The organism is Wolbachia endosymbiont (group A) of Sturmia bella (assembly GCF_964030905.1).
Taxonomy (GTDB): domain Bacteria; phylum Pseudomonadota; class Alphaproteobacteria; order Rickettsiales; family Anaplasmataceae; genus Wolbachia; species Wolbachia pipientis.
The window spans coordinates 1,068,635-1,091,966 of record NZ_OZ034988.1 but is presented as its reverse complement, the minus strand read 5'-3'; the positions used below and the strand labels follow the sequence as shown (position 1 = coordinate 1,091,966).

21 protein-coding genes, 1 tRNA gene and 1 pseudogene are annotated in these 23,332 nt (G+C 34.9%); 8 read left to right on the top strand and 15 right to left on the bottom strand.

The features are described 5' to 3' along the window. Window positions 1-147 precede the first annotated feature (147 nt). The 4 genes from lgt to ACQH3L_RS05125 all read right to left on the bottom strand — a co-directional run bounded on the left by lgt (window position 148) and on the right by ACQH3L_RS05125 (window position 3,456). On the bottom strand, window positions 148-939 hold the full coding sequence (lgt, locus tag ACQH3L_RS05140; protein WP_010962823.1) for a prolipoprotein diacylglyceryl transferase: 792 nt from the start codon (window positions 937-939) through the stop codon (window positions 148-150). Window positions 940-945: 6 nt separating this feature from the next. Continuing rightward, window positions 946-1,395 carry an SsrA-binding protein SmpB gene (gene smpB / locus ACQH3L_RS05135; protein WP_007548863.1) on the bottom strand — a complete coding sequence of 150 codons (450 nt, stop codon included), beginning with the start codon at window positions 1,393-1,395 and terminating at the stop codon, window positions 946-948. A gap of 120 nt (window positions 1,396-1,515) precedes the next feature. Next, complete coding sequence (locus ACQH3L_RS05130) at window positions 1,516-1,815, bottom strand: hypothetical protein (RefSeq protein WP_274979368.1); 300 nt, start codon at window positions 1,813-1,815, stop codon at window positions 1,516-1,518. A 156-nt stretch (window positions 1,816-1,971) separates the two neighbouring features. Continuing rightward, window positions 1,972-3,456: an ankyrin repeat domain-containing protein gene (locus tag ACQH3L_RS05125; RefSeq protein ID WP_425384712.1), complete on the bottom strand. Its 1,485-nt coding sequence runs from the start codon at window positions 3,454-3,456 to the stop codon at window positions 1,972-1,974. 169 nt (window positions 3,457-3,625) lie between these two features. Between ACQH3L_RS05125 and ACQH3L_RS05120 the strand changes: the two genes are divergently transcribed. Further along, a complete protein-coding gene (locus tag ACQH3L_RS05120) occupies window positions 3,626-4,156 on the top strand; it encodes a Na+/H+ antiporter subunit E (protein ID WP_010962821.1) in 531 nt (176 codons plus the stop codon). Here the strand turns inward: ACQH3L_RS05120 and ACQH3L_RS05115 are convergent. Continuing rightward, window positions 4,149-4,565 (bottom strand): hypothetical protein, encoded by a 417-nt coding sequence (locus tag ACQH3L_RS05115; RefSeq protein ID WP_010082489.1) that lies wholly within the window; start codon window positions 4,563-4,565, stop codon window positions 4,149-4,151. The two genes, ACQH3L_RS05120 and ACQH3L_RS05115, sit on opposite strands and share 8 nt — an antisense overlap. 304 nt (window positions 4,566-4,869) lie before the next feature. On the opposite strand from ACQH3L_RS05115, the gene purN reads away from it, so the two are divergent. Then, a complete protein-coding gene (gene purN, locus ACQH3L_RS05110) occupies window positions 4,870-5,430 on the top strand; it encodes a phosphoribosylglycinamide formyltransferase (RefSeq protein WP_010082490.1) in 561 nt (186 codons plus the stop codon). Window positions 5,431-5,439: 9 nt separating this feature from the next. On the opposite strand, the gene ACQH3L_RS05105 is transcribed toward purN, so the two are convergent. The 4 genes from ACQH3L_RS05105 to ribF are packed head-to-tail and all read right to left on the bottom strand — an operon-like array spanning window position 5,440 to window position 9,521. Then, window positions 5,440-6,759: a M16 family metallopeptidase gene (locus ACQH3L_RS05105; RefSeq protein ID WP_425384711.1), complete on the bottom strand. Its 1,320-nt coding sequence runs from the start codon at window positions 6,757-6,759 to the stop codon at window positions 5,440-5,442. After that, window positions 6,746-8,086: a M16 family metallopeptidase gene (locus ACQH3L_RS05100; protein ID WP_425384710.1), complete on the bottom strand. Its 1,341-nt coding sequence runs from the start codon at window positions 8,084-8,086 to the stop codon at window positions 6,746-6,748. Before ACQH3L_RS05100 ends, ACQH3L_RS05105 begins: the two co-directional genes overlap by 14 nt. Before the next feature lie 29 nt (window positions 8,087-8,115). Beyond that, entirely contained in the window at window positions 8,116-8,592 is a 477-nt protein-coding gene (lspA, locus tag ACQH3L_RS05095) for a signal peptidase II (RefSeq protein WP_006279329.1), read from the bottom strand. Then, window positions 8,589-9,521, bottom strand: a complete 933-nt coding sequence (ribF, locus tag ACQH3L_RS05090; RefSeq protein WP_010082493.1) for a riboflavin biosynthesis protein RibF — start codon at window positions 9,519-9,521, stop codon at window positions 8,589-8,591. The genes lspA and ribF overlap by 4 nt, the downstream gene beginning before the upstream one ends. Before the next feature lie 68 nt (window positions 9,522-9,589). Between ribF and grxC the strand changes: the two genes are divergently transcribed. From grxC to ACQH3L_RS05065, 5 genes are all read left to right on the top strand, one after another. Continuing rightward, on the top strand, window positions 9,590-9,928 hold the full coding sequence (grxC, locus tag ACQH3L_RS05085; protein ID WP_425384709.1) for a glutaredoxin 3: 339 nt from the start codon (window positions 9,590-9,592) through the stop codon (window positions 9,926-9,928). A 115-nt stretch (window positions 9,929-10,043) separates the two neighbouring features. Then, a complete protein-coding gene (locus ACQH3L_RS05080; RefSeq protein ID WP_070356897.1) occupies window positions 10,044-10,916 on the top strand; it encodes a hypothetical protein in 873 nt (290 codons plus the stop codon). Between the two features lie 948 nt (window positions 10,917-11,864). Next, window positions 11,865-12,464 carry a peroxiredoxin gene (locus tag ACQH3L_RS05075; protein ID WP_012673206.1) on the top strand — a complete coding sequence of 200 codons (600 nt, stop codon included), beginning with the start codon at window positions 11,865-11,867 and terminating at the stop codon, window positions 12,462-12,464. Next, window positions 12,451-13,398 carry a thioredoxin-disulfide reductase gene (trxB, locus tag ACQH3L_RS05070; RefSeq protein ID WP_038199041.1) on the top strand — a complete coding sequence of 316 codons (948 nt, stop codon included), beginning with the start codon at window positions 12,451-12,453 and terminating at the stop codon, window positions 13,396-13,398. The genes ACQH3L_RS05075 and trxB overlap by 14 nt, the downstream gene beginning before the upstream one ends. Window positions 13,399-13,489: 91 nt before the next feature. After that, window positions 13,490-15,124 (top strand): ankyrin repeat domain-containing protein, encoded by a 1,635-nt coding sequence (locus ACQH3L_RS05065; protein ID WP_425384708.1) that lies wholly within the window; start codon window positions 13,490-13,492, stop codon window positions 15,122-15,124. Here ACQH3L_RS05065 and ACQH3L_RS05060 read toward each other — a convergent pair. Genes ACQH3L_RS05060 through ACQH3L_RS05050 form a run of 3 tightly spaced genes read right to left on the bottom strand, consistent with a single transcriptional unit; the run spans window position 15,121 to window position 18,534 of the window. Continuing rightward, window positions 15,121-16,050, bottom strand: a complete 930-nt coding sequence (locus ACQH3L_RS05060) for a tyrosine recombinase XerC (protein WP_208571627.1) — start codon at window positions 16,048-16,050, stop codon at window positions 15,121-15,123. The genes ACQH3L_RS05065 and ACQH3L_RS05060 overlap by 4 nt on opposite strands. Window positions 16,051-16,052: 2 nt before the next feature. After that, window positions 16,053-17,432: a dihydrolipoyl dehydrogenase gene (lpdA, locus tag ACQH3L_RS05055; protein ID WP_010082459.1), complete on the bottom strand. Its 1,380-nt coding sequence runs from the start codon at window positions 17,430-17,432 to the stop codon at window positions 16,053-16,055. Next, window positions 17,425-18,534, bottom strand: coding sequence for a PQQ-binding-like beta-propeller repeat protein (locus ACQH3L_RS05050; protein WP_038228167.1), 1,110 nt, complete (start codon window positions 18,532-18,534; stop codon window positions 17,425-17,427). The genes lpdA and ACQH3L_RS05050 overlap by 8 nt, the downstream gene beginning before the upstream one ends. Window positions 18,535-18,893: 359 nt before the next feature. Here ACQH3L_RS05050 and ACQH3L_RS05045 point away from each other — a divergent pair. Beyond that, window positions 18,894-19,812: pseudogene (locus ACQH3L_RS05045) on the top strand (IS5 family transposase). Between the two features lie 106 nt (window positions 19,813-19,918). Here the strand turns inward: ACQH3L_RS05045 and ACQH3L_RS05040 are convergent. The 3 genes from ACQH3L_RS05040 to ACQH3L_RS05030 form a co-directional block, all read right to left on the bottom strand. Next, a tRNA-Ser gene (locus ACQH3L_RS05040) sits at window positions 19,919-20,005 on the bottom strand. A gap of 31 nt (window positions 20,006-20,036) precedes the next feature. Then, a complete protein-coding gene (locus ACQH3L_RS05035; RefSeq protein ID WP_010962809.1) occupies window positions 20,037-20,843 on the bottom strand; it encodes a DUF2163 domain-containing protein in 807 nt (268 codons plus the stop codon). 436 nt (window positions 20,844-21,279) lie between these two features. Then, on the bottom strand, window positions 21,280-23,259 hold the full coding sequence (locus tag ACQH3L_RS05030; RefSeq protein ID WP_425384707.1) for a WD0745 family porin: 1,980 nt from the start codon (window positions 23,257-23,259) through the stop codon (window positions 21,280-21,282). Between the last annotated feature and the right edge of the window lie 73 nt (window positions 23,260-23,332).

Here is a 23,332-nt window from a genome sequence, read left to right as displayed (position 1 = left end):
TATTCTCCACCTTTTTTATCTTTAATCCATCATAGCTAGCGATGCAACAAAGCCCACCGATTCATTCTACTGCAACGCAGAAAATTCGTACAATTGTGCATAATGTGGGGCTTCTGGCTACATTTTTCTATTGAACTCACCTTTTCTCTATGTGACAGATTTCGTATTAAATTTTAAATTTAATGCGCCTAGATATACAAGCATTCCTAGCAAAACCATAGGTATAGAAAGCAACTGCCCCATAGTTAAATCAAGCCACAAATAGCCAATTTGATAGTCTGGTTCGCGAAAAAACTCAACGAAAAAACGTGCTATTCCATACCACATAACTGCAATACCAGTTAACGCACCGTGATACAGTCTTATTCTAGTTAAGAAAAACAGTGAATTTGCAACTGCAAAAAGTAGCAGTCCTTCAAAAAGTGCCTCATAAAGCTGGCTTGGATGATGCAGCAAATTATCACCACTCTCTGGAAATACCATACCCCATGGCATAGTTGTAACTCTGCCAAATAACTCTCCGTTTATAAAATTGCCTATGCGACCTAAAAATAAACCTATGGGAACTCCGCAAGAAACTAGGTCCAGTGCATAAAATGTAGGGATATTATGTCTTTTACACGAAATTATTACTGCAAGCAAAACTCCTATAGCACCACCATGAAATGACATCCCTCCTTCCCAGGTCTTCAATATCTCAATAGGGTTGCTTATATAAAGAACTGGATCATATATCAATACGTAGCCAAGTCTACCTCCAAGGATAATACCTACAATAGTGGCTGTTAATAACGAATCGTAAAAATTCTTAGTAAATATTTTTTGGTCATCTAGCTTATGTAAATACCAATATGCAAACACTATACCCAAAACGTAGGCTAAGGAATACCAATATATAGAAACAGGACCGATGCTGAAAATTACTGGATTTAAAGACATATTTTGCTATAAATTATTCTTAGACAATCTACTTTTTTCACGATCCCACTCTCTCTGTTTTATGGTTGCTCTCTTATCGTAGAGTTTTTTTCCTTTTACAATGGCAATTTTAGTTTTTGCAAATCCTTTATCGTTAAAATAGACCGAAAGCGGCACAACAGTTATCCCAGCAGTCTTGATTTGACCAATTAGTTTATTTATCTCCTTTTTATGCAAGAGTAATTTACGTTCCCTTTTTGGTTTATGATTTTTTCGGTTCGCAGCTTTATATTCTGCAATATGCATATTGTGCAGCCATACTTCGCTATTCTTTTCAACAACGTAGGCGTCGGAAATATTTACTTTTCTTTCTCTTAGCGATTTAACTTCACTGCTTAATAAGACCATACCCGCTTCAAATTCTTCTAAGATGAAATATTCAAACCTTGCTTTCCTATTTTCTGCAATAACTTCCATATCTAAAGATATCTTTAAGCTTCAATATATTACAGAGTTTTTGACTTAATTCATAATAAAACAGTTATCCCAATAAATATAAGGTGCCAGGCTAGTCTGATAGCAACAGGATAACAAAAATCAAGTAAGTGCTTTTTCTGTCTCTCTAGGCACAGGTTCCTTTACTTCTTTCATTTCAGGTTTAGGCTTTGACATTATATATTGACCAGCACCAACTATGAGCGCAGATCCTGCAGCTAGTCCAATTATTGCTGGTACAGATAGGGCAGTAGCAAATGCAAGTGCAACACCAACTATCACTGCAGTTACAAAACACACAATAACACCTTTTACAATTGCATTTTTTGCAGATTGTTCTTTTTCTTTCACAATTGCATTTTTTCCAATTTGTTTTTCTTCCTTTTTCTCTGGAAGCTGCATTACATCTTTATTTTCAGTAAGATCCTTTGGCGTTTTTTTATTCTCATTTTTTAACGTTTGCTTTTTTTCCGCTTCCTCTAAAAGCTGAATTATACCTTGATCTTTAGTGAGGTCTCTTGGCGTTTTTCCATCAACATCTTTTAATGAAGGGTCTGCTCAAGCTTCTAGCAGAACTTTTACTATACCTTCGTGGCCATTTTTAGCAGCAAGATGTAAAGGAGTACGTCTATCACCATTTTTTGCCTTAACCTTTGCTCCTTTTGCGATTAGAGTTTTTACTACATCTTCGTGGCCATTTGCAGCAGCAACATGCAAAGGAGTCCATCTATCAGCATCCTTTATATTAACATCTGCTTTCTCAACTAGAATTTTTACTACCTCTATGTGGTTCCCTTCAGCAGCAAGATGTAAAGGTGTACATCTATCATCATCTTCTGCATTAACATTTACTTTGTTTGCAATTAGAGTTTCTACTACATCCTTATGGCCCTTTGCAGCAGCAAGATGTAAAGGAGTCTTGTCCTCAATACCTTCTGCATTAACATCTGCTTTCTCAACTAGAATTTTTACTACTTCTATGTGGTTCTTTTCAGCAGCAATATGTAAAGGAGTATATCTTTTATTATTTTGTGCATTAACCGTTGCTCCTTTTGCGATTAGAATGTCTACTACATCTTTATGGCCCCCTCTGGCTGCAAGATGTAAAGGAGTCTCGTCCACAATACCTTCTGCATTAACATTTGCTCCTTTTGCAATGAGAGTTTTTACTACATCTTCGCAGCCCTCTCTGGCAGCAAGATGTAAAGGAGTACATCCATCATCATCTTTTGCATTAACGTTTACTCCTTTATTTAATAGGTTTTTCACCTCCTCCTCATTATTATGTTTAACAGCTGAATGCAAAGCTTTGATGTTCTCTTGTGCCTTTAATAGAGCTCCTTTTACCACTTCATGGCCTTTTTGAGAAGCAAATGTTAAAGGAGTCCATTTATAATGATCTTTCGCATTAACATCTGCTCCTTTTTCAATTAGAGTTTCTACTATATCTTCGCGGCCATTTGCAGCAGCAAGATGTAAAGGAGTCCACCCATCACTATTTTTTGCATCAACGTTGATTCCTTCTGCTTTTGATAGAACTTGTACTATCTCTTTGTGGCCATTTGTAATAGCAAGATGTAAAGGAGCCCATCCTTTATCATTTTCTGCATTAACATTTGCTCCTTTTCCAATTAGAGTGTTTACTACATTTTCGTGGTTCTTTTCAACAGCAAAATGTAAAGAAGTCCATCCATCACCATTTTTTGCATCAACAATTGCTCCTTTTCCAGTTAGAATGGTTACTACATCCTCGTGGCCATAGTGAGCAGCAATATGTAAAGGAGTAATTTTATTATCATATTCTGCATTAATATCTGCCCCGTTTTCAATCAGAGCTTTTGCTACATTTGCACAGTTCCAATAAGAAGCAAGATGTAACAATTTGACTTCCTTAGAATTTTGACCACGAGATATAGTAAATATGTAATTTATGCCAGATCCACTATCGTTGTCAGGTTTACTCTTTTCCCACTCTTGACATAAATCTGGATCTTCTTCTTGTAACTTAGCTTTTATTTTTTCAACTATATTGTCCTTGCTCAAATCTGAAAGGTCATTTATTTTTTTAATATTTCCATAAATTTGTCATATTTCATAACTTCCTCACTTAAAATACATAACTTAGTTGTTATATCTTTTAACATAGAAGTCAAGAACCTAAATATTCGTTATTATCTTTCCTTAAAGAGTCATTTAAGTTATATTACAGACTATGAAAAACCTCAACTTTAGGAAGGAAATCAAGTTTTTTTCTCTGTCATTTATAATTTTATTTGTTCTATGGACTGTATTGTCTGGTTATTTTGAGCCGTTTTTTATTTTTTGTGGAGTGTTTTCCTCTATATTCACATCGTTTATCTTTAGAAGGTTGATAAACGCTGAAAGAGCTCTTAGCCAGATTTTAAATAGTACGAGTAGACTGTCGTTTTATAAGTTAGTAAGTTATATACCATGGTTAATGTACCAAATCATTTTATCAAGTGTTTATGTAACAAAAAAGGTGCTACAACTCAAATCTAAGCTTGAGCCAATCATTATTCTAAGAAAATGCAAAGGGCATAATGATGAAAGCATTGCGTTATTTGCCAATTCAGTCACAATCACTCCCGGAACTTTAACTATCAATGTTGAAAGTAAGCAGAAAACATATTTCTCTACCATGTATTTGATAGATAAAGATCTTGAAAGCGGCATTTCTGAAATAGAAAATAAAATCTTAAAAATACTACGTTCAGTTAAGTAATTGCTTTAAATAAGTTAACAGCATCCTTATATTCCCTTACAAGACTTTCAAGCATTTCTTTTGGAAGGCTATTGTTAACAATAGAACATAAATAATTATACAAATCTTCTAACCTTAATACGTTATTTCTCTTCTTGCTGTTGAATTTATACGGAAAAATACCTTCCATAACTTCAATAGTAGTAGCCTTGTTTAAAAATACATTTTCACTTGTCACGCTTATTCTTGCTAAAACAGTGTTAATTTCAGGTTCGTCACTCGTATAAAAATCTGATAGCTGAGTTATTCTAATAACGTACAAAGTTACTATTTTTGACAAGCAATTATCAGCATATTCACAATTTTTTATTACCTCCCACTGAGTAACCTGAGATTTACCTATTTTTGCATTGTTCGGTAATTTACTCATTGAACTTTCTCCATTTAATCCAGTGTAATAAATTATACTAATACTTTGTTAAATAAATAATAACGCGATTACAAAAATATATACTTATAGTAGTATATTATACAAAAATAGCACAATATCTAAGCATTAAAGCTAGTTTTAGCTGGGTACATGGGGCTATTCGTTATTTTGTGTTGTCCAGTGAGGTCCAAAATTAGAGGTCCACTTATATAAAGAGTTTAGTCTGCCTTCTTTGCTATAAAATAAGTTTTCCTTTTGAGCTGTTTTGTTAGTATTAACTAAATTCTAAACTAACTGTGCTATAATGAAAAAGATAAAACTCGGAATACTAATTTCAGGTAGGGGGTCGAATATGCAGGCCTTAATAGAAGCATGTCAAGATCAGAATTTTTCCGCAGAAGTTGCATGTGTTATCACAAATAATAGCGAAGCTGCTGGTCTGAAAATAGCAGAGCAAGCAGGAATCTCAGCGTTTATTGTTAAAGATAAACCGCTTGATGCTGGTAAAATTCACGAAATACTTGTTCAACATAAGGTTGATTTAATTTGCCTTGCAGGGTTTATGAGAATTCTCAAAGCTGATTTTCTGAGTAAATGGCATAACAAGGTGATAAATATTCATCCCTCTTTACTTCCGTCTTTTAAAGGCCTAAACGCTCAAGAGCAAGCTCTAAAAGCAGGTGTAAAAATTACAGGTTGTACTGTACATTATGTCACTCCTGAAGTTGATGCTGGAGCCATAATTGCTCAAGTTGTTGTACCAGTGTTACCAGCTGATGATATTCAAAGCCTCTCAGAACGCATTCTAGCTGAGGAGCATAAGTGTTATGTAGAAGCAGTAAGGTCAATAGCAGAAGATATATGACTGTAATAATTATTGACCTTGAGCGTTTTTTCCAACTTCAACAAAAAATAAATTTTCAGGTTCCAGTAAAGAACTTGCCAGTTCGTTTACTTCCTCTAATTTAACATCATTAATGATATTCGCATAATTATTTATACGGTTAACATCACGATCATTTATCTGCATATTATCTAGCAGCGTTGCTGTATTTGTGTTATTGGACAGGAAAAGGACAAGATTATTTACCAAGCCAATTTTTGCATCCTTGAACAATTGTTCGTCAATTCCTTGCTTTTTTATTCTGCTAAATGTATCTCTTACTGCTGATATAGCTTTGCCAGCAGTAGAACTATCAGTACTTATAAATCCAGATATAATATTTCCATGTTTATTGGAAATAATACTTGCATAAACACCATAAGTAATACCCAAGTTTTGCCTCAGTTCTGTCATTAATATTGAATTCAGCCTCATGCCACCAAGTGCATCAATTAAGACACCAGCGTTATAATAATTAGGATCTTCATAAGCTATACCTTTTTGAGCAAAAAGTATCACACTCTGTGGTATATCCATAAAAATATTCTTACTTTCTGCAGAACCAAAATTATTTTTTACAGGTATTTTTCTAACTTTTGATCTTTTTGACGGCAATTTAGATAAATATTTATCTAATAGCGTAATAATTTCTTCTTTTTTTGTACAACCAGCAACACTGATAACTATGTTATCTTTAGCAAAATTACGCTTTATGTATGTTAAAACATCGTCTCTAGTAATGCTCATTATAGTATCAAGAGTACCGTACACACTTTTTGAGTAAGGATGTTTTTTAAACAATAACGTATCTAATTCTTTTCCAGCAACAAAATAAGGATTTTTTTCAAGATTATTAAAATCAACTTTGGCTTTCTCGAAAACTCTATTCAACCCTTCAGGGTCAACTTTAGGACGCATTATAGTATCGCTCAGTAATGAAATTGCTTCCTCTAGATTGTCAGACAAAGTATTTAATGAAACCCTAAATGCTTCTAAATCAGCAATAAAATTTAAACTAATCCCTTTATCTTCAAGCTTTTTCGCAAAATCTTTGGCATCATTTTTTCCTGCCCCTTCTTGGATTACAAGAGAAGTAAACCAAGCAAGCCCCTGTTTTTCCTTATTCTCATACACATAACCTGCATCCTTGAACGATATATTTAGTGAAACTTTTGGCAAATCATGATTTTCTACAAATAAAAACTTAAATCCTTTACGGGTAGTGACCTCCTCTATATTTAGGTTACCACTTGCTTGTAAATTAAAGCCTAGACAGAAAAAAAATAGAAATATAATTTTACTTATTCTCATTATTATCTCCTTTTGGTAATAAACGACCAATTAACTTATTAGCAGAAAAAATAGCACGGATTTTATTATTTACATCCTCTAGATTGACATCATTAATCTTGCTATATGAAATATCTATTTCATCAAGTGGAATACCAAGTGCAAGGTGTGGCACATAGAACATCGCTATATGAGTTAAGTCAGATAGATTATCAAACTGTGCTGCCTTATACCTATATTTTGAGCTTTGTAATTCCTCGCTCGTCACCCCTTTAGATACGAAGCCATTAATAGCATTATCTAACTCTCTTTCAACAATATCTAAATTAGCGCCACTTTTTGGAATTATCATAATATCAATGTAGCCATCACTAAAAGCTAGGCTATTATAATAAGCAAACACTGATACTGCCACATCTTTATCTAAAACCAAATCTTTATACAGTTTGCTGGATTTGCCGCCACCTAAAATGTCAACCGCTAAATGATAAGCAGAGGCTTCATTTATGTGATCAAATAAGGGAACACGATAACGAAAATATAAAACTGATTCTTTTACTTCAGTGCTCTCTAAGGTCACCGATAGACCTGCATTATGCACTGGATCCTGATTTGGGTAATTTCTCATTACAGGCTTAGCTTTAATTTCGCCATATTTTTCTTCTGCTAATTTCACTACTTCATCAAGTTCCACATCACCCACAATCAGTAATATTGCATTGCCGGAGTGATAATAGTTATCATGAAACCTCGTTATGTCATCCAAATTGTAAGTTTTGATATCGCTCTCCCAGCCGATAACAGACCTACCATAGCCAGTACGGTAAAATGCACTATCCATTTCTTCCCATAACAAGTTATGAGGTTGGTTATCAAATCTCATCTTTCTTTCTTCTAATACGATGTTTTTTTCTCTATCTATTTTGTCTTGAGTAACATTAAAGCTGCCCATTCTATCTGCTTCAACTTCCATTGCAAGTGGTAAATCTTTTTTGGGGATCAACTCAAAATAACAGGTATATTCTTTAGTGGTAAATGCGTTAAATTGAGCCCCAATGCTACTCATAGTGGCTTCTATATCTGTGAACTTCCCTGTAGTTTCAAACATTAAATGTTCAAAGTAGTGAGCCAATCCTGCTTTGCCGATTGGATCATCCATTCCCCCAACTTTGTATATTACTGCATGTAAAACGGCTGGAATCCGATGATTAGAAACAACATAAACATCTAGTCCGTTACTGAGTTTAGTATATTTTATGTTGTGCTCTATGTTTAAAGCATTCGAAGAAATTGGGTAAGTAAAAAAAAGTACAGGTAGTATAAGAAAACTAAAAAACTTATGAAGCATTATTTCGACCTAATATAAAAACAATTATTTTATTCCTCATTTTGTTTGGAAATAAGCATATCGTATATATACCACTTATATAACAATGTAAACATTCCACAAACTATAGATAAATCTGCTAAATTAAAGGCTGGCCAATACCAATCATCAATATGAAAATATATGAAATCATATACAGCTCCCCAATAGATCCTATCAACTACGTTTCCGATTGCTCCACCAATCATCAGAGAAAAACCAAGGTAAGTTGACTGATCGTCAGACTTGTATATCAAATATGCAAGTATACCAATTATTAGTATTGAAAATGCTGAAAAAAAGAAACCGCCATGTGGTAAAGCGCTACACATTCCAAAACTAATACCTGAATTCCAAACTTCAACTAGTTTTATAAAACTAGCGATCTCAATTGATTCTCCTTCATCAATCAATGAGTTTATGTACAATTTGCTCGTTTGGTCAATCAATACTATAATTAATATAACAACTAAGCATAACTTTTTCATAAATTTGCCTTTAACCTATAAACTTTAAGTATATCATAATTTATCTGTTTTGTTAACTCCTCAATACTATGGAATTTTTTTTCTGACCTTATGAATTTTAAAAGTTGTATATTGACTTTATGACTATATACGTCTTCATCAAAATCGAATATGTGCATTTCTATTATAGGCTTTTTCAGATCCTTAAAAGTAGGTCTCATACCAATATTGACTACTCCATATAACCAATTTGGATTACTATCAGGAAAAGTCACTCTAGCGTAATATGTGCCAAACTTAGGTTTTATCATGCAATCTTCTATAGGAATATTTATGGTTGGAAATCCTATTTCTCTACCTCTACATGCACCTTTTGTCACAACACCAGAAACTTGATAAGGCCTGCCGAGCAATTTATTAGCAATTTCTATTTCGCCCCTTTGTACATACTCCCTTATTGAAGAAGAAGAGCAAATTTTGCCGTCAATTGTTAATGGCTCTAATTTAGTCAAAGAGTATCCATATATTTCAGAATATTTCTCTAGAGTTAATATATTACCCAATCGTTTATGACCAAAAGTGCAATTTTCTCCGACAATTATGTGTTTAGCGCCATATTTATCTATTAAAATCTCACTGATAAAGTCATCGCAGCTAACCTCAGAAAAACCTCTATTAAAATTAATAATATATAAGTAATCTATACCATAGCTGCTGATTAGTTCCTTTTTTTGTTCTTGGTCTATTAACCTAAAATTGTTTCTACCAAATAAAACAGTTGATGGGTGAGGCTCAAAAGTTAAAACTGCAGAGGGTAATCCTCTTTCTTGTGCTACCTTCTTTAGAGTAGAAATTGCAAACTCGTGTCCTAAATGAATGCCATCGAAATTTCCGAAGGTTAGTGCTATATTATTTTCTATTCCTTGCTCACAATTATAAATAATTTTCATACAATTTGATGTTTTTACATGTTTCTTATATATAATAACTATATTTTAGTAAGCTACGGAGATAAATTGTGAAAAATGTTGTGATATATGTAAAGAAGGGCTGTCCATACTGCATAAGGGCAAAGGATTTACTAGATAAAAAAGGTGTGAAGTATGAAGAAATTGATGTGCTCAAAAACTCAGATCTATTTAACGACATAAAATCAAAGTATAACGTTAGAACAGTTCCACAGATTTTTATCAACGATAAGCACATTGGGGGGGGTGACAAATTGATGGATCTTGAAAAAGAAGGAAAGTTGGATGATATGCTAAATAATAATGACAATCACACTGATGTCACAACCTACACAAACAGCAATGATGAATGTGGAGAGTGTGTTATACCACATGATGATTTTATGTAACTTTTTATCTTGTTTTGTCGTGTAATACGTAAATGAAAACTAGTATGCTCACTTTAAACAATTCTTAATGAATTAAAAATACAATTCATTCAGTGAGTTTTTTTAGTGGGAAAAAATGACAAAAAATATTTCAATTATTAGCAGAAACTTAATTAGTATCGAATTAGTTAACAAACAAGATTTAGAGAATTTCATCAAGATTTTCACAGTGCTTGATAAACATATAGCAGCTAAAACACTTTTTACAGAAGAAGTGAGAATAGAGTATAAACAACACAACGGCATAGAAGTTGTTGAATTGCTAAAAGATACAGACTTTACATATCATGAGGTTGAAAATGTATTGAACCACCTGAGTAAACATGGAATGAAGGTGCCCAGCAGTGTTATAGCACACACCCTTTTTGCTGCATACAATCATGCACTTGAATTTAAGGATGTAGCATTTTCCTTTTCTGAAGGCTCTCCACAATTTAACATCAGAGTGAGTAAGAACACCTTCATAATAACTCCTATGAGTGAAGAGAATTTGGAATTGAATTCACAAAATAGCAGAACGCTTATAGAGTCACTAAAGAGCGAAAAAAGTATTTATGATTGTATAGTAGAAGAAAATACCATTAAAGTTATAGTGCATTCTGAAATGCATCAAGCTATAAATTTGATTATAAAATCACTGATAAAGTCTCGCCTTTTAGCAAAAGAGGAAGAAGGAAAATTCAAAGAGAAATTGAGACAACTTGCTTTTAAGGATCAAGCTTTTGTTGAGTATTCTAGCATCAGAACCATCAATAGGTATCCACATAATCATCCTCTGAGGAAGCATGAAAGTGTTACTAAGGATATAGAAAATATTTTATGTGATTTCATAACAAATGAGAACAGCGAGTTTGCTATAGAGCGACTAAATAGGCTGAGCTCAGCAGTTTCTCCGGATACTCCAAGAATCATCACTAAAACTATAGATAAACTTGTTAAGTTTCACTAAGGTATACGAGAGCCAATAGACTTCTTATATTACCTTCTGTCATCCAAGTAGCTTGGCTACTTGGTTCTTTTTTTGGGTTCCAGCTATGTACATAGCTGTATGAACATTGTAGCCGTTATTCAAGTAGCCCGCAGAAGCGAAAAACTTACTTGACAAACTCCGCCAACTCCCTTATCATAAAACTGAAGCTATTTATTTATCTTCTCTGTACAGATTAAATGACAAAAAAACTCACGTATCTGGCGTCTCATGTTTAATTTTTTGCACTATGTGCACCTTATGTCTTTATGAAACTTCTAGGTTTTTACCTAATATAAGCTAAAATGCGCTTATAAAGCATTTAAAACATAAAAAAACGCCAACTTAAAAAATGGATAGTGAATAACTAGCTACCCTAGAGTTTCTTTTGCCTTTTTTTCTGTTTAGTAAATTTCTTAATGTTTATAATTTAGATTAGTTGCGGCTTAAAAGCAACTGAATCGCGGTTATTAAACGTTTAGAATAAAAAAACGCCATACTTGAAAGTATAATGTAAGTAATTAGCCAACCACGGGGCTTCTTTTGCCTTTTTTTTCGTTTGGCAAATTTTTTAACATTTATAGCTAAACGACAACCGTCATCCCGCTACTTGTTAGCGGGATCTAGAGATACCGCGAATGAATCGCGGTATGACGGTTCGTGGCGGTATGACGGTTCGCGGTGGCATGACGATAAGCTCGTCATCCCGCTACTTGTGAGCGGCTGAGATACCGTGGCGGTATGACGGTTCGCGGTGGCATGACGTAGAATTTTATACTCACCAACTCAGTATTCCAACCTGGATTGTATCTTATCGGTAAAAAAGAAGAGCTATTTTAGGAAGTTTTTATAGGACTAAAACCAAAGAAAACTTGCATATAAGTTTATCAAGATGTAAAATTAAAGTTATTTTAAAAGAATAGGTTAATTATGAATCTTGTAACAAAATCTGCTATCGATTTTACTGCTTCATCTGTTCTCTCTGACGGAGAAATTGTTGATGATTTCTGTCTGAGTAAGCGCATAAAAAATAAGTATGCTGTCCTTTTTTTCTATCCACTTGATTTTACTTTTGTTTGCCCAACTGAATTGATATCGCTCAATAATAGAATAAATGAGTTTGCAAAGCGTGGTGTTGAAGTGATAGGAATAAGTGTAGATTCAAAATTTTCACATTATAAATGGCGAAACACTCCAGTTAATGATGGTGGTATTGGAGAGATTAGCTACACTTTAGTGTCTGATATCAAAAAGTCTATATCAAGAGACTATGGGGTCTTATATGATGACTCAATTGCGCTGAGAGCAACTTTCGTTATTGATGATAAATTTATTGTACGTCATCAATCGATAAATGATTTGCCTTTAGGGCGTAATATCGATGAATTCGTTAGAATCGTTGATGCAATTAAACATAATGAGGAGCATGGTGAAGTATGTCCAGCAGGGTGGAAGAAAGGTAAGCCAGCAATGCAGGCAAGCGATGAAGGAGTAGCTGATTATCTAAACTCATACAGTGAAGAATTATAAATTTAGTACAAAAGTTCTTATTATTGGATCTGGGGCAGCGGGTTATGCTGCCGCTATATATGCAGCACGTGCAAACTTAGAGCCAATTGTAGTAACGGGAATGCAGCCTGGTGGTCAGCTTACAATTACTACAGATGTTGAAAACTATCCTGGTTTTGTTTCAATACAGGGTCCAGAACTAATGGAGCAAATGAGGTTTCATGCAGAAAAGGTTGGAGCAAAAATAATAGATGATGAGATAAAAAGCGTTGAACAACTTGAGGACTTTAATGAGTATAGATTTAGATCTTCTGGTAATATCAATGACTACTATTCAGATGCAATGATCATTGCATCTGGTGCGCAAGCGAAGTGGCTTGGTTTAGAAAGTGAAAAGAAATTTCAGGGTTATGGGGTTTCAGCTTGTGCGACTTGCGATGGTGCATTTTTTAGGAATAAAGTTGTAGCTGTGATTGGTGGTGGAAACACTGCTGTTGAAGAAGCAATATTTTTAACTCGATTTGCCAAAGAAGTGATATTAATACACAGGCGTGATAAATTAAGAGCGGAAAAAGTAATGCAAGATAGGCTCTTTAAAAATGATAAAATAAAAGTAATGTGGAACCATACCGTAGAGCAGATTCTTGGAGAAGAAAATCCAAAAAGGGTTGCTGGTATTGCGATTAAATCAGCAGAGATCGATAAAACCCAAGAATTAAAAGTGGATGGAGTGTTCATTGCAATCGGGCATGCACCAAATACGGGTATTTTTAAAGGCTTTGTTGAAATGGATGAGCAGGGTTACATCATTACAAAACCTGGAACAACTTTAACTAGTAGGGCAGGAGTGTTTGCTGCAGGTGATGTTCAAGATAAGGTATATCGTCAGGCAGTAGTTGCAGCAGGAACAGGATGCATGGCTGCGCTTGATGCAGAAAAGTTTTTAGAGTCGTAGTTAATTCTAGGATTTTGAATAAATCGCTTGCAATTTTCCTTTTCCTTTTCTTTTTCATAATTATATTAGTAAATTATTAGGTAGGTTTAATATGCTTTATGGAGGGGATGGGATAAATACTAATGGTTATAGATATAATCAGACAACTTCAAGACAGCTCGATGAACCAACACAAAAGTTATTTAAGGCTATTGATAACGAAAACCCGGAAGCTTTTAAACAAGCTCTGAAAGAAGGTGCGGATGTTAATGCGTTTGATAAGGAGGGCATGACACCTTTGATGTCTATTGTCAATGTCTGCGCTGTCAGCGGTGATGGACAGGCTACGTTAGAGAAAATGGCTAAATTGCTTATACAAAACAGAAGTATCAATATTAATGCTCAGAGTAAGCAATCTGTGTCTACAACACGGACGAGATATGATCCTAGTACACAAAGTGAAATATCAGAATTTATAACAACATCTAATATGCGCAAAGACACAGCTTTACATATTGCTTGTCAAGTTGGGGCTAAAGATGTGGTAAAAATATTGCTCACGCACCCAGATATAAAAACTGATATCAAAAATTATGAATATAAAAGCCCTGAAGATTGTATTGCAAGAGGATTTGAGCGCGTAATAAAATTAGAATTTAAAAAAGCACAAAAAGTAAACGAGTTGTTAGGTGCTCTTTCTAGCAGAAACATTTACCAAGCGAAAAGACCATTAAATCAAGAGTTTAACCCTAATTGCTGGAAAAGAAGCCGAAGTGAAGAAATAGAAACGCCGCTTAGCTTAATTATTCAATCATGTTTACAAGGAATAACATCAGATAACAAAGAAGTATTGACAAAACTTTTAAAACATAAAGAGCTAGATTTTAGTCAAATAAAGCCAATACAAGCTATAGAGCAAAATTCGTGGGTGAAGCAAATAATTGAACAAGCCATTACAGAGCGATTAACCGCTACTATTAATAAAAAAGATTTAGATGATGTAAAAAAATTAGTAGAAGATAATTGCTTCATGAGTCATGCAATTGTTACTGCTGCATTGAGGGGTGTTAATAATCCAATCGAATCTATTACAAATTATCTAAATGAAAAATTTCCTGCAAATACATTACAACCTTTGGCAAGTACGAATGATATACCGGTAGGTTCTGAGCAAGTTATACAAGAACTTAAAGGCGAACTTGAAAGAACGAAAGCTCAACTCATAGAAAAAGAACGAGAGCTGGATAGGGTCGTACGCGAAAGAACGAGAGGCATTAACAAAATTTCACAGTTAGAAGAAGATTTAAGGCAGGAAAAATCGGCTCAAAAAACAAAAATCAATGATCTAAATAGTGAAGTAACTCGACTTAATAGAATTGTGTATGGAAGAGCAAGCGACACTGTCGAAATTTCACGATTAAAAAGAGATTTGAAACAAGTAAGGAAAGAAAGAGATAGGCTTTCATCAGAAAATAGACTGCTCCGTAGTAATAAAAACGAAAAATCCTCGCAAGCAATTTCTTCTGGTAGAAAACTGAGCAACTACGCTTCTGCATGTTTTATATTGCTTGGAGTATATACTGTTGTTGCATGTTTAGTAATAGAAGATTATCCAGGGATAATAAGTGCTTTCTTTACAGCAGTTGCACTGGCTTTTTTTTTATTAGGATGTTGTAGTTTATATAAAGCAAACACAATACTTAGTGATGTTGAAAGCACTCAGCTTGGTGGTTTAGAACGAAGTTAAAGTTTTGATTTCTTCTCCAGGCCCTGCTGAAAATTTTTGTACATGTTAAAAACATCTTGATAATTGAGGTGAGTGTAAATTTGAGTAGTTTCCAGGCTTGAGTGACCAAGCAGTTGTTGTATTGATCTTATGTCAATATCTTCCTGAAGCAAATGAGTAGCAAAACTATGGCGAAATGCATGTGGAGATAAAATTTCTGGTAAATTTAACATTCTCCTTATTTTTTGCAAACGATTGGCCACATAAGTTCTTCCCAATTTTTTTCCTCTTACTCCCAAAAAAAGATATTGTGTTTCATTATTAGTGCCAAGATAAGGACAGGCTTTTACATATTCTTGTATACACTTTTTTACTACCGGAAGAATGAATACCTGCCTTTGTTTATCTCCCTTACCTGTTACTATTAAACTTTCATTGTTAATATCACTAACCCTAAGGTTCAACGCTTCGCTGATTCTTAAGCCTGTACTATATAGCAGGACGATAATCGCAATTTCTCTTTTTACCACCCAAGATTCGCCCAGATCGGATAGTTTCATTTCTTTCAATAAAGTTTTTATATCAGGTATTGATAATGCTTTGGGCAAAGTTCTTCTCTGAATTGGCCTTGATAAGGAAAATACAGCTTCATTGTCTATATTGTGGTTATTTTTTATGTACTTGAAGAAATTTCTGATTACTGAGAGTGCTCGAGTGTTGGATCTTGCGTTTACACCTCTTGCGTAACGAGAGGTAAGCCAACTTCTTAACTCAGGTACGCTCAATTTTTCCAAAGTGCCGACATTTACTTCTCCACCAATGTGAGTATTTAGGAAACTTATAAGATCCTTCAAGTCCCTCATGTATGACTCTAAAGTGTTTGGTGAATAAGATCTGTTGCACCTCAGCCACTCATACCATTTTTCAATGATTGAACCGAGGTCCACAATTATTTTTTAAAGAAAGCATCGATGCACGCATCTCGAAAGGCTTCATTTATATCAGGATGAGAGTGACAAATTCTGTATATATCCTCTGCTGCTGCGCTATATGCCATTGCAACTGCTGCTTCGTTGATTAGCGTATCAGCGTATGCTCCTATGATATGCACACCTAGTATTGTATCTGCTCTGCTACAAGTCAGCACTTTCACGAATCCTTCAGCATCATCAGTGATTTTTGCTCTGCCGTTTGCAGCAAATTGACATTTACCAACTTTGTACTTACGGCCAGCATTTTTGAGTTCCTCTTCGGTTTTACCAATCGAAGAAACCGCAGGGTGAGTGTAAATGACAGATGGTATGATTCCATAATCAACGTGAGGTGACTGTCCTGCTATTATCTCTGCAACTGCCACTCCTTCTTCCTCTGCTTTATGAGCAAGCATTGCTCCACCGATCACATCACCAATAGCAAATATTCCTTTCACATTAGTTTCATATCTGTTGTTAACTTGAACGAAACCGCGATTATCTTTTTCTATTTTTTCATCAATACCAAGATTCTCAGTGCATGGTTTGCGTCCTGCTGCCACCAATACCTTATCCGCCTCTATAGTGTTTGTTTGATTATCTTTTACAGAGCAAACTTTCACACTCAAAGAATTACTACTTTGTTTTATCTCCTCAACTTTAGTGCTAAGTAAAAATTTTATTCCTTGTTTTTGTAGACTAGAAAGTAGAGACTTACTTAATTCTCCATCCATTGCTGCAGCGATTCTGTCAAAAAATTCTACTACAGTGACTTCAGACCCTAGCCTCCTCCATACAGAAGACATTTCAAGCCCTATTGCCCCGGCTCCGATTACGACAAGTTTTTTTGGTACTTCAGTTAAAGATAATGCACCAGTTGATGAAATAATACTTTTCTCATCGATATTAATTCCTGGCAAAGAAATAACGTCAGAACCGGTTGCAATTACTATATTTTTTGTCTTCAGCACCTTACCTTCAACTGAAACTTCAAGATTACCTTGGTCAAAAGAAGCAAGCCCATTGATTTTAGTGATTTTGTGAAGGTTAAACAGATATTCTATACCTTTTCCAAGTTCCTGAACTCTGGCGTCCTTATAGCCTAGCATTTCTTTTAAATCGAAACTTGCATCCTTAATTTTTATGCCAAGCTTCGACAGATCATTTTTCGTGTGAGCATACTGATAGGAAGAATGAAGTAGTGCTTTGGAAGGTATGCATCCAACTCGCAAGCATGTACCACCAAAAATGCTATTTTTATCTATGCAGGCAACTTTCAATCCAAGTTTTGCAGCAGCGATAGCACACTTATAGCCTCCTGGGCCACCACCTATAACAATTAAATCATAATCAGTCATAAAAAACAAACCTATTTTCTAAAGAATAAACACCTTTTCCCTCAGTTGTTACATATATCTTATTGCGAGTAAACACTGGAGTGTGAAACACATTACCAGGTACTTTGACTACCTTTCCTGCACTTTCAGATCCCGGAAAAGCAAACATTGAACCTTTATTGCTTGTCACCCACAGTGTATGGGCATGCATAATTGGAGCAAACAATTGCGTATTTTCTATTAAATCAGATGCCCAGACTGTTTCTCCATTTTTTATATCCAGGCCAATTATTTTATCGTCTTTAGTAACTATAAAAATTCTTCCGCCTTCTTTTTGTTTCTCTGCAGGAATAAGAGGACTATAATATGACTCAATGTCTGATACACTTTTTACTTGCAGTGACTTTGACCATAAAATATTTCCTGATTTCACGTCAATGCTATAAATATAAGAATTATTTGTAGCTATTAAAGTATCGCCAAGCACTCTCGGTGTAGTAGTTACATCTGTGAGCTGTGTATCCAAAAGGTTTGTAGCCAATTTTTGGCTCCACAATTTTTTACCGTCTTCATTAAAAGCTATTAACTCACCATTTGAAAATGGTGCTATTATTTTATCATTAGAAATTGCTGGCGATATGGAATACAAACCTCGAACCTCATTGATGCCGTTTTGATAAGTCCAAACGAAGCTGCCATCTTTTATATCAAACACGTACAGATAATTATCAATAGTCAATACTACCAATTTATTGTTTATTACTGCTGCTTTCCCTCTTACTGGAGCTCTCAATTCTTTTTCCCACTGAATCTCGCCGGTTTTTGCATCTATTGTGTGTAGAACGTTATCCACTATAAAGAAAACGTTTCCTCTGTGACGCAATAGGCTCATGTTACTAATTTTTTTTCTGTGTGAGAGGTGTAATTTCCAATTCATAGCCTTTGAGTTATCAATATCAAAGGAATATAAAGCGCCGTGCTTGTCTGATAAAATAACGCTATCTTCTGTAAGCACTGGAGCTACATATCCTTGAGATAGTTTTTTATCCACTAGACTTATTCTCTCGCTTGCCATTGTGTAACTGCTACACAATAACATTATCATGACAATTATTACTTTCATTATTTATTGAAAACAAGATTCATTAATATACATCTTAAGAACCTTAATTACAACGGAAATGTTCTTGCTGCATGTTAAAAACGTTGATTTATGAACGAAATATTATATTATTATGTGAGATAATGTATACTCTTAGAGGTAGTACACCTCATCCACTATGCGGCAACGTGCATAGCTGTACGAACATTGAGATATAAAAGTAATTTATACCAAGAAGAAAGATGTCATCCAAATAGCCTCTTTTCCTGTCATCCCAGTGCTTGACACTGGGATGGCTCTGTTGCATCGCAACTGAAAAAATCTGGTGGCTACTGACAAAATTCATTATAAAATAGCCATTTAACCGCTTAAGGAAAAATATGCCACAAAAAATGAGAGTTAGTAACTGCCATGAATATAACAAATTTCTAGAAAAAAGAGGAAATATTTTTCGTTACATCGATAAAGCTATCGAAAATTGGTATGAAAATAGTCCAAAAATGCAGGGCGGCAACTATATTTATAGTGATAAAGTTGTGATTTTAGTGCATATAATCGTTAATCTTTTTAGAATTGGCTTAAGACAAACAGTCGGGTTTATAAAAGGATATTTGCAACAAATAGGAAGAGATTTAGCAGTTATCAGCTATTCGCAAGCTTCAAAAAAAACTTAATATTAAGATCAATGATTGCAGAAAATAATATGGAAGATATCGAAATTGCCATAGATAGCACAAGCATCAGCATTTATAACAACACACAGCAAGGAAAATAGCGCTGACAGAAAATATCGTGGTTATGAACAGACAAGAAAATTGCATGTAATGTTGAATATAAACAGCAAAAAAGCCATAGCTGCAAAATACAGTAACGGTCTGATCACTATGGAGCTTGCGATTTACTTAAAGGAGTTAATTTTCAGCATGCCATAAAAGCACTATATGCAGACAGAGCATATGACAGACATAAACTCTATAAATTGTGTGATGAATGCGGCATAAAGACAAAAATTCCTCCAAAAAAACAATGCAGCAGAGCATCCAAAGTATGGCAGAGAGAAATGCTGCAATTAGACTAATAAAGTCATACAGCGAAGATGGAATGAAGAGGTGGAAAAGGCAAACAAACTACGGAAAAAGATCTTATGTAGAAAGTTTTTTCTCGCGACTGAAACAAACATTCGGGTTTAATTTTCGGAACAAATCTGAAATTAATCGTGGGAAGGAACTGCTACTCAAGTGTTATTTGCTTAATCAATTTACTGACATTGGTATGGCTAAATTTGAAATGGCTACATGAATTTATCGTAAATTACCACCGCATAGTTGTAACATTGTACCATATTACAATGTTCGTACAGTTGTGTGCGCGACCGGGGGTTTTATACTATTCTAGAAGTAACATACGGAAAAGGGGGGATTCGAACCCCCGACATATTTTCATATGTGCACGCTTTCCAAGCGTGTGCTTTAGACCACTCAGCCACCTTTCCATGCTTATTCATAATATTGAAAATTGTACTGCTAAACAATATAAAAACCTGGTATATAGGGTTCACCACGAAAATTCACAGTATTGTTAAACTTGCTTCTGCAAGTTGGAAATGTTTTATCGCAACCTGCGAGTATTGAATATTTATCTCCAGCAAAAATTTGGTATGGAGGCGAAGTAAACAACGTAACTACTTTATTTTTATATTCTTTTACTACACCTTCAAACGCTATTGAGCCAAAGAATTTTACTACTCCGTGCTTATAATATTCATCACTCTCAGTTAAATTCGTGTCTTCAAATCTTCTTTCGTCTATTACTTTAGTGATTGTACTTATTTTACTAAATTTTTTAGTATCGGCTTTACATTTATCATCGCAAAATTGTGCTCTGCATGCAGGAGAGTATAATTCTGCTATGCTTCTCTCAAGCTTTGCTGAAAGCCCTCTAATTTCAACAATAAATCTTCCACTACTTAATGTCACTTTACCAAAAATTCCTGAATGTAGATTCATTGTTCCCTGGGTCAAGTCTTTATAATTCACAAGAAATATTTCAATATTTGCAAAGTCGTACTTTCCTGATAAAACATCTTCTTCTTTAATATCAGCACTATTTAATATCCCTTCAATTTCTAGATTATCAGTTTTCAAATCGCTGTTTAATATTATACTACTGGCTGTAAATCCACTTGAAGATTTATAGAGTATATTATCAATATTTAAATCTTCATCATAGTCAGTGAATCCCATTACTTCTCCACCTGCGAGCTTTAATTTCCAGCACGTAGCGGTGGTAAGTAATTCTCCAGCTAAATGATTTTTTAGTGTGGTTTGTATAGGGGCCTCCTGCTTAATTGATTAAATTTGAAAGTAGCTATACGGCCAGTAGAATAAGGGCAGTGTGTTCTTTTCTCATCATCTAAGTAGCCATAAAGCGTCATTCCGGTGACCATAGGGTGTCATTCCAGTGCTTGACACTGGAATCCAGGAAATTTTGCTTGTAAGTAAGCAAACTGATTTGGTGAGCATAAAAAGTGGCTGATCTTATGCTGAATAAACGCTTTTGATGAAGTTGCATGGAAAGCTGGATCCCAGTGTCTGGGCACTGGGATGACATCCTTCTTGGTGGAGTGTCCTCAAATCACAATGTTCGTACAGTTGTGTGTCACGCACTGGGATGACAGGAGAGAGGACACCATATGTTTATTTGATCGACAAATAAACACTAACAGACAAGAATACACCACAGTTAACTGTGGTGTGTACTGGCTGGTTAGAAAGAAAACTTCACACCAGTAAGAAGGAGAATTCCTTGGTTAGAAGGTACATCATCATCAGACTCATCTTTCAGCTTACCTGTTTCGTTAGTCATAAAATAATGGAGAGCTGCGTAAGGAACAAATTTGCTCTTACTGCATGCAGGAGACAGATCATATTGAACGCCAAGTGCACCATCATGAAGCATATCTTTGTCATTCATTCTGCTGCCAAAATACGTCAAACTTGTGTAGATATTCTCATGTTGATACCCAGCTCCTACAGTCCAATACATGGTATCTATACTATCTTTACCAAATTGAGCTTTCAGCCCTTCCACTCTTTTGCCATCAGTAGCATCTTTACTATCAATTTCCGTGTAGGTATCACCAATTAATTTTTTAATACCCTTCGGTTGACCAGATTTGCCCAAGTATGCAAAAGAGGCAGCAAACTTTACGCCTTGATCTTCATTAATCTTATAATCAGCGCTTACACCAAAATTAACACCCATCAGGTCATTATACTCCACAAATTCCTTATAAAGATGCTTATCTTTACTTGGTTGCTTTGGAAAGCCATATTCACCAACTGCAGAAGTTTTAACTTTTATGTTATGTTTATCAAAGTCATATTCATATGATGCACCAGCACTTACTATGTGCTCATAGTCTGGGCCGACATGCTTTATCGTTTCCTTATGTTCTATCTTACCGCCTTTATCTTCTGAAACTGTTTCTTTTACAGTAAACAAACCACTATCATAACGAGGTGAGTAGCTGATACCAAATCTTGCGCCCATATAATTTGGTGAGTAGTAAGCAACTCTAAATGGCAGTGTAGTCATAACGCCTTTGTTATATTTCCCTGCCATGCGGAAAGAGAATTTTTCACTTTCACTCGAAAAACTTTCAGTGTAAAGACGTGGTGTTACATAAAATGGAAAGCTAGCAGCGCTTCCTTCTAAGTTCACTTTTCTGAACCAGTCACTATCTGCAGCTCCGTCAACAGTCGCAATTCTTGTTGCATCAAGCCTCATCAGAGCCTCAGGACCAAATTGGTAACCAAGCTTCACGTCACCATATTTTGAGTTAACAAACACATGCGCACTTCTGCCTTTTGCAGCATAAACACCCTGTGAAGCTCCCTTACCTTCGGTCACTGGAACATGAAACTGCACGTCAGCACCATAAAGAAGACCTAAATCTTCATTCTTATTTTCTGCTCTGAGGTGCAATATTGCATCAGCAATCATACCCATATCGTTGCTGTAATCACCAATATTTCCTATTCCTTCATAGAATATTGGATTTGCTCCTCTTGTTATATCTGGAGTGGCATTATAATACTCTGTAGATCTGTTTGGCATAACGTTATAACGTTTATAATCTGCGCCACTTGGTCCAGCTTTGCCATAACCTTGAGCATCAACAACACCACCAAAAGTTATTCTTAAATTACTTTGCCCTTGATTGGTATCGATAATATCAACTCCACCAACTGAAACAACAGGACTTGCCTTACCTTTTTCCTCTGTATTTTTGTTAACAACTTTTATATCCTTCTTTACATCTTTAGCTTCAACTTTAGCATTCTTAGTTTTAGAACGCTTAGTTTTTGAAACTTTACCTTTTTCTATATTAGAATTCTTAGCGTTTAGAGCTTTCGCTTTTGAATCCTCTATAAGCTTTGCTTTTTTCTCATTTGCTAGCCTGATCTCCTCTTTTTTCTTCTGCTCGGCTGCTAATCTTAGCTCCTCTTTTTTCTTAAGCTCTTCAGCTTTTTTTCTTGGATCAGCATTACATATTCTGTCCATCTTTTCTTTCAGTTTTTTATTTGATGTTTTCATAACTTCCACTTTTCCAGAAGTTTTTGTGCTCTCTTGCTTTTTTATTTCCTTCATACTCTCATCAGGAAAGTCAGCTGCAAAACTGCTGAAAGAACATAAAGTTAATAAAGAAACTATAGCAGTTCTAGTATACATAGACTTTTTCATGAAGTGCCCCCAAAAAATTTCGAAATCATATCTTAAACGTAAATAGTATAAAAATGTTGAAAATTCAACTTAA

Coding starts and splice junctions, on each gene's coding strand:
- ACQH3L_RS05120 (WP_010962821.1), top strand. CDS start 3,626: ATGAAAAACCTCAACTTTAGGAAGGAAATCAAGTTTTTTTCTCTGTCA.
- ACQH3L_RS05030 (WP_425384707.1), bottom strand. CDS start 23,259: ATGAAAAAGTCTATGTATACTAGAACTGCTATAGTTTCTTTATTAACT.
- ACQH3L_RS05130 (WP_274979368.1), bottom strand. CDS start 1,815: ATGCAGCTTCCAGAGAAAAAGGAAGAAAAACAAATTGGAAAAAATGCA.
- ACQH3L_RS05105 (WP_425384711.1), bottom strand. CDS start 6,759: ATGAGAATAAGTAAAATTATATTTCTATTTTTTTTCTGTCTAGGCTTT.
- ACQH3L_RS05065 (WP_425384708.1), top strand. CDS start 13,490: ATGCTTTATGGAGGGGATGGGATAAATACTAATGGTTATAGATATAAT.
- ACQH3L_RS05050 (WP_038228167.1), bottom strand. CDS start 18,534: ATGAAAGTAATAATTGTCATGATAATGTTATTGTGTAGCAGTTACACA.
- lgt (WP_010962823.1), bottom strand. CDS start 939: ATGTCTTTAAATCCAGTAATTTTCAGCATCGGTCCTGTTTCTATATAT.
- ACQH3L_RS05115 (WP_010082489.1), bottom strand. CDS start 4,565: ATGAGTAAATTACCGAACAATGCAAAAATAGGTAAATCTCAGGTTACT.
- ACQH3L_RS05075 (WP_012673206.1), top strand. CDS start 11,865: ATGAATCTTGTAACAAAATCTGCTATCGATTTTACTGCTTCATCTGTT.
- lpdA (WP_010082459.1), bottom strand. CDS start 17,432: ATGACTGATTATGATTTAATTGTTATAGGTGGTGGCCCAGGAGGCTAT.
- purN (WP_010082490.1), top strand. CDS start 4,870: ATGAAAAAGATAAAACTCGGAATACTAATTTCAGGTAGGGGGTCGAAT.
- ribF (WP_010082493.1), bottom strand. CDS start 9,521: ATGAAAATTATTTATAATTGTGAGCAAGGAATAGAAAATAATATAGCA.
- smpB (WP_007548863.1), bottom strand. CDS start 1,395: ATGGAAGTTATTGCAGAAAATAGGAAAGCAAGGTTTGAATATTTCATC.
- ACQH3L_RS05080 (WP_070356897.1), top strand. CDS start 10,044: ATGACAAAAAATATTTCAATTATTAGCAGAAACTTAATTAGTATCGAA.
- lspA (WP_006279329.1), bottom strand. CDS start 8,592: ATGAAAAAGTTATGCTTAGTTGTTATATTAATTATAGTATTGATTGAC.
- ACQH3L_RS05100 (WP_425384710.1), bottom strand. CDS start 8,086: ATGCTTCATAAGTTTTTTAGTTTTCTTATACTACCTGTACTTTTTTTT.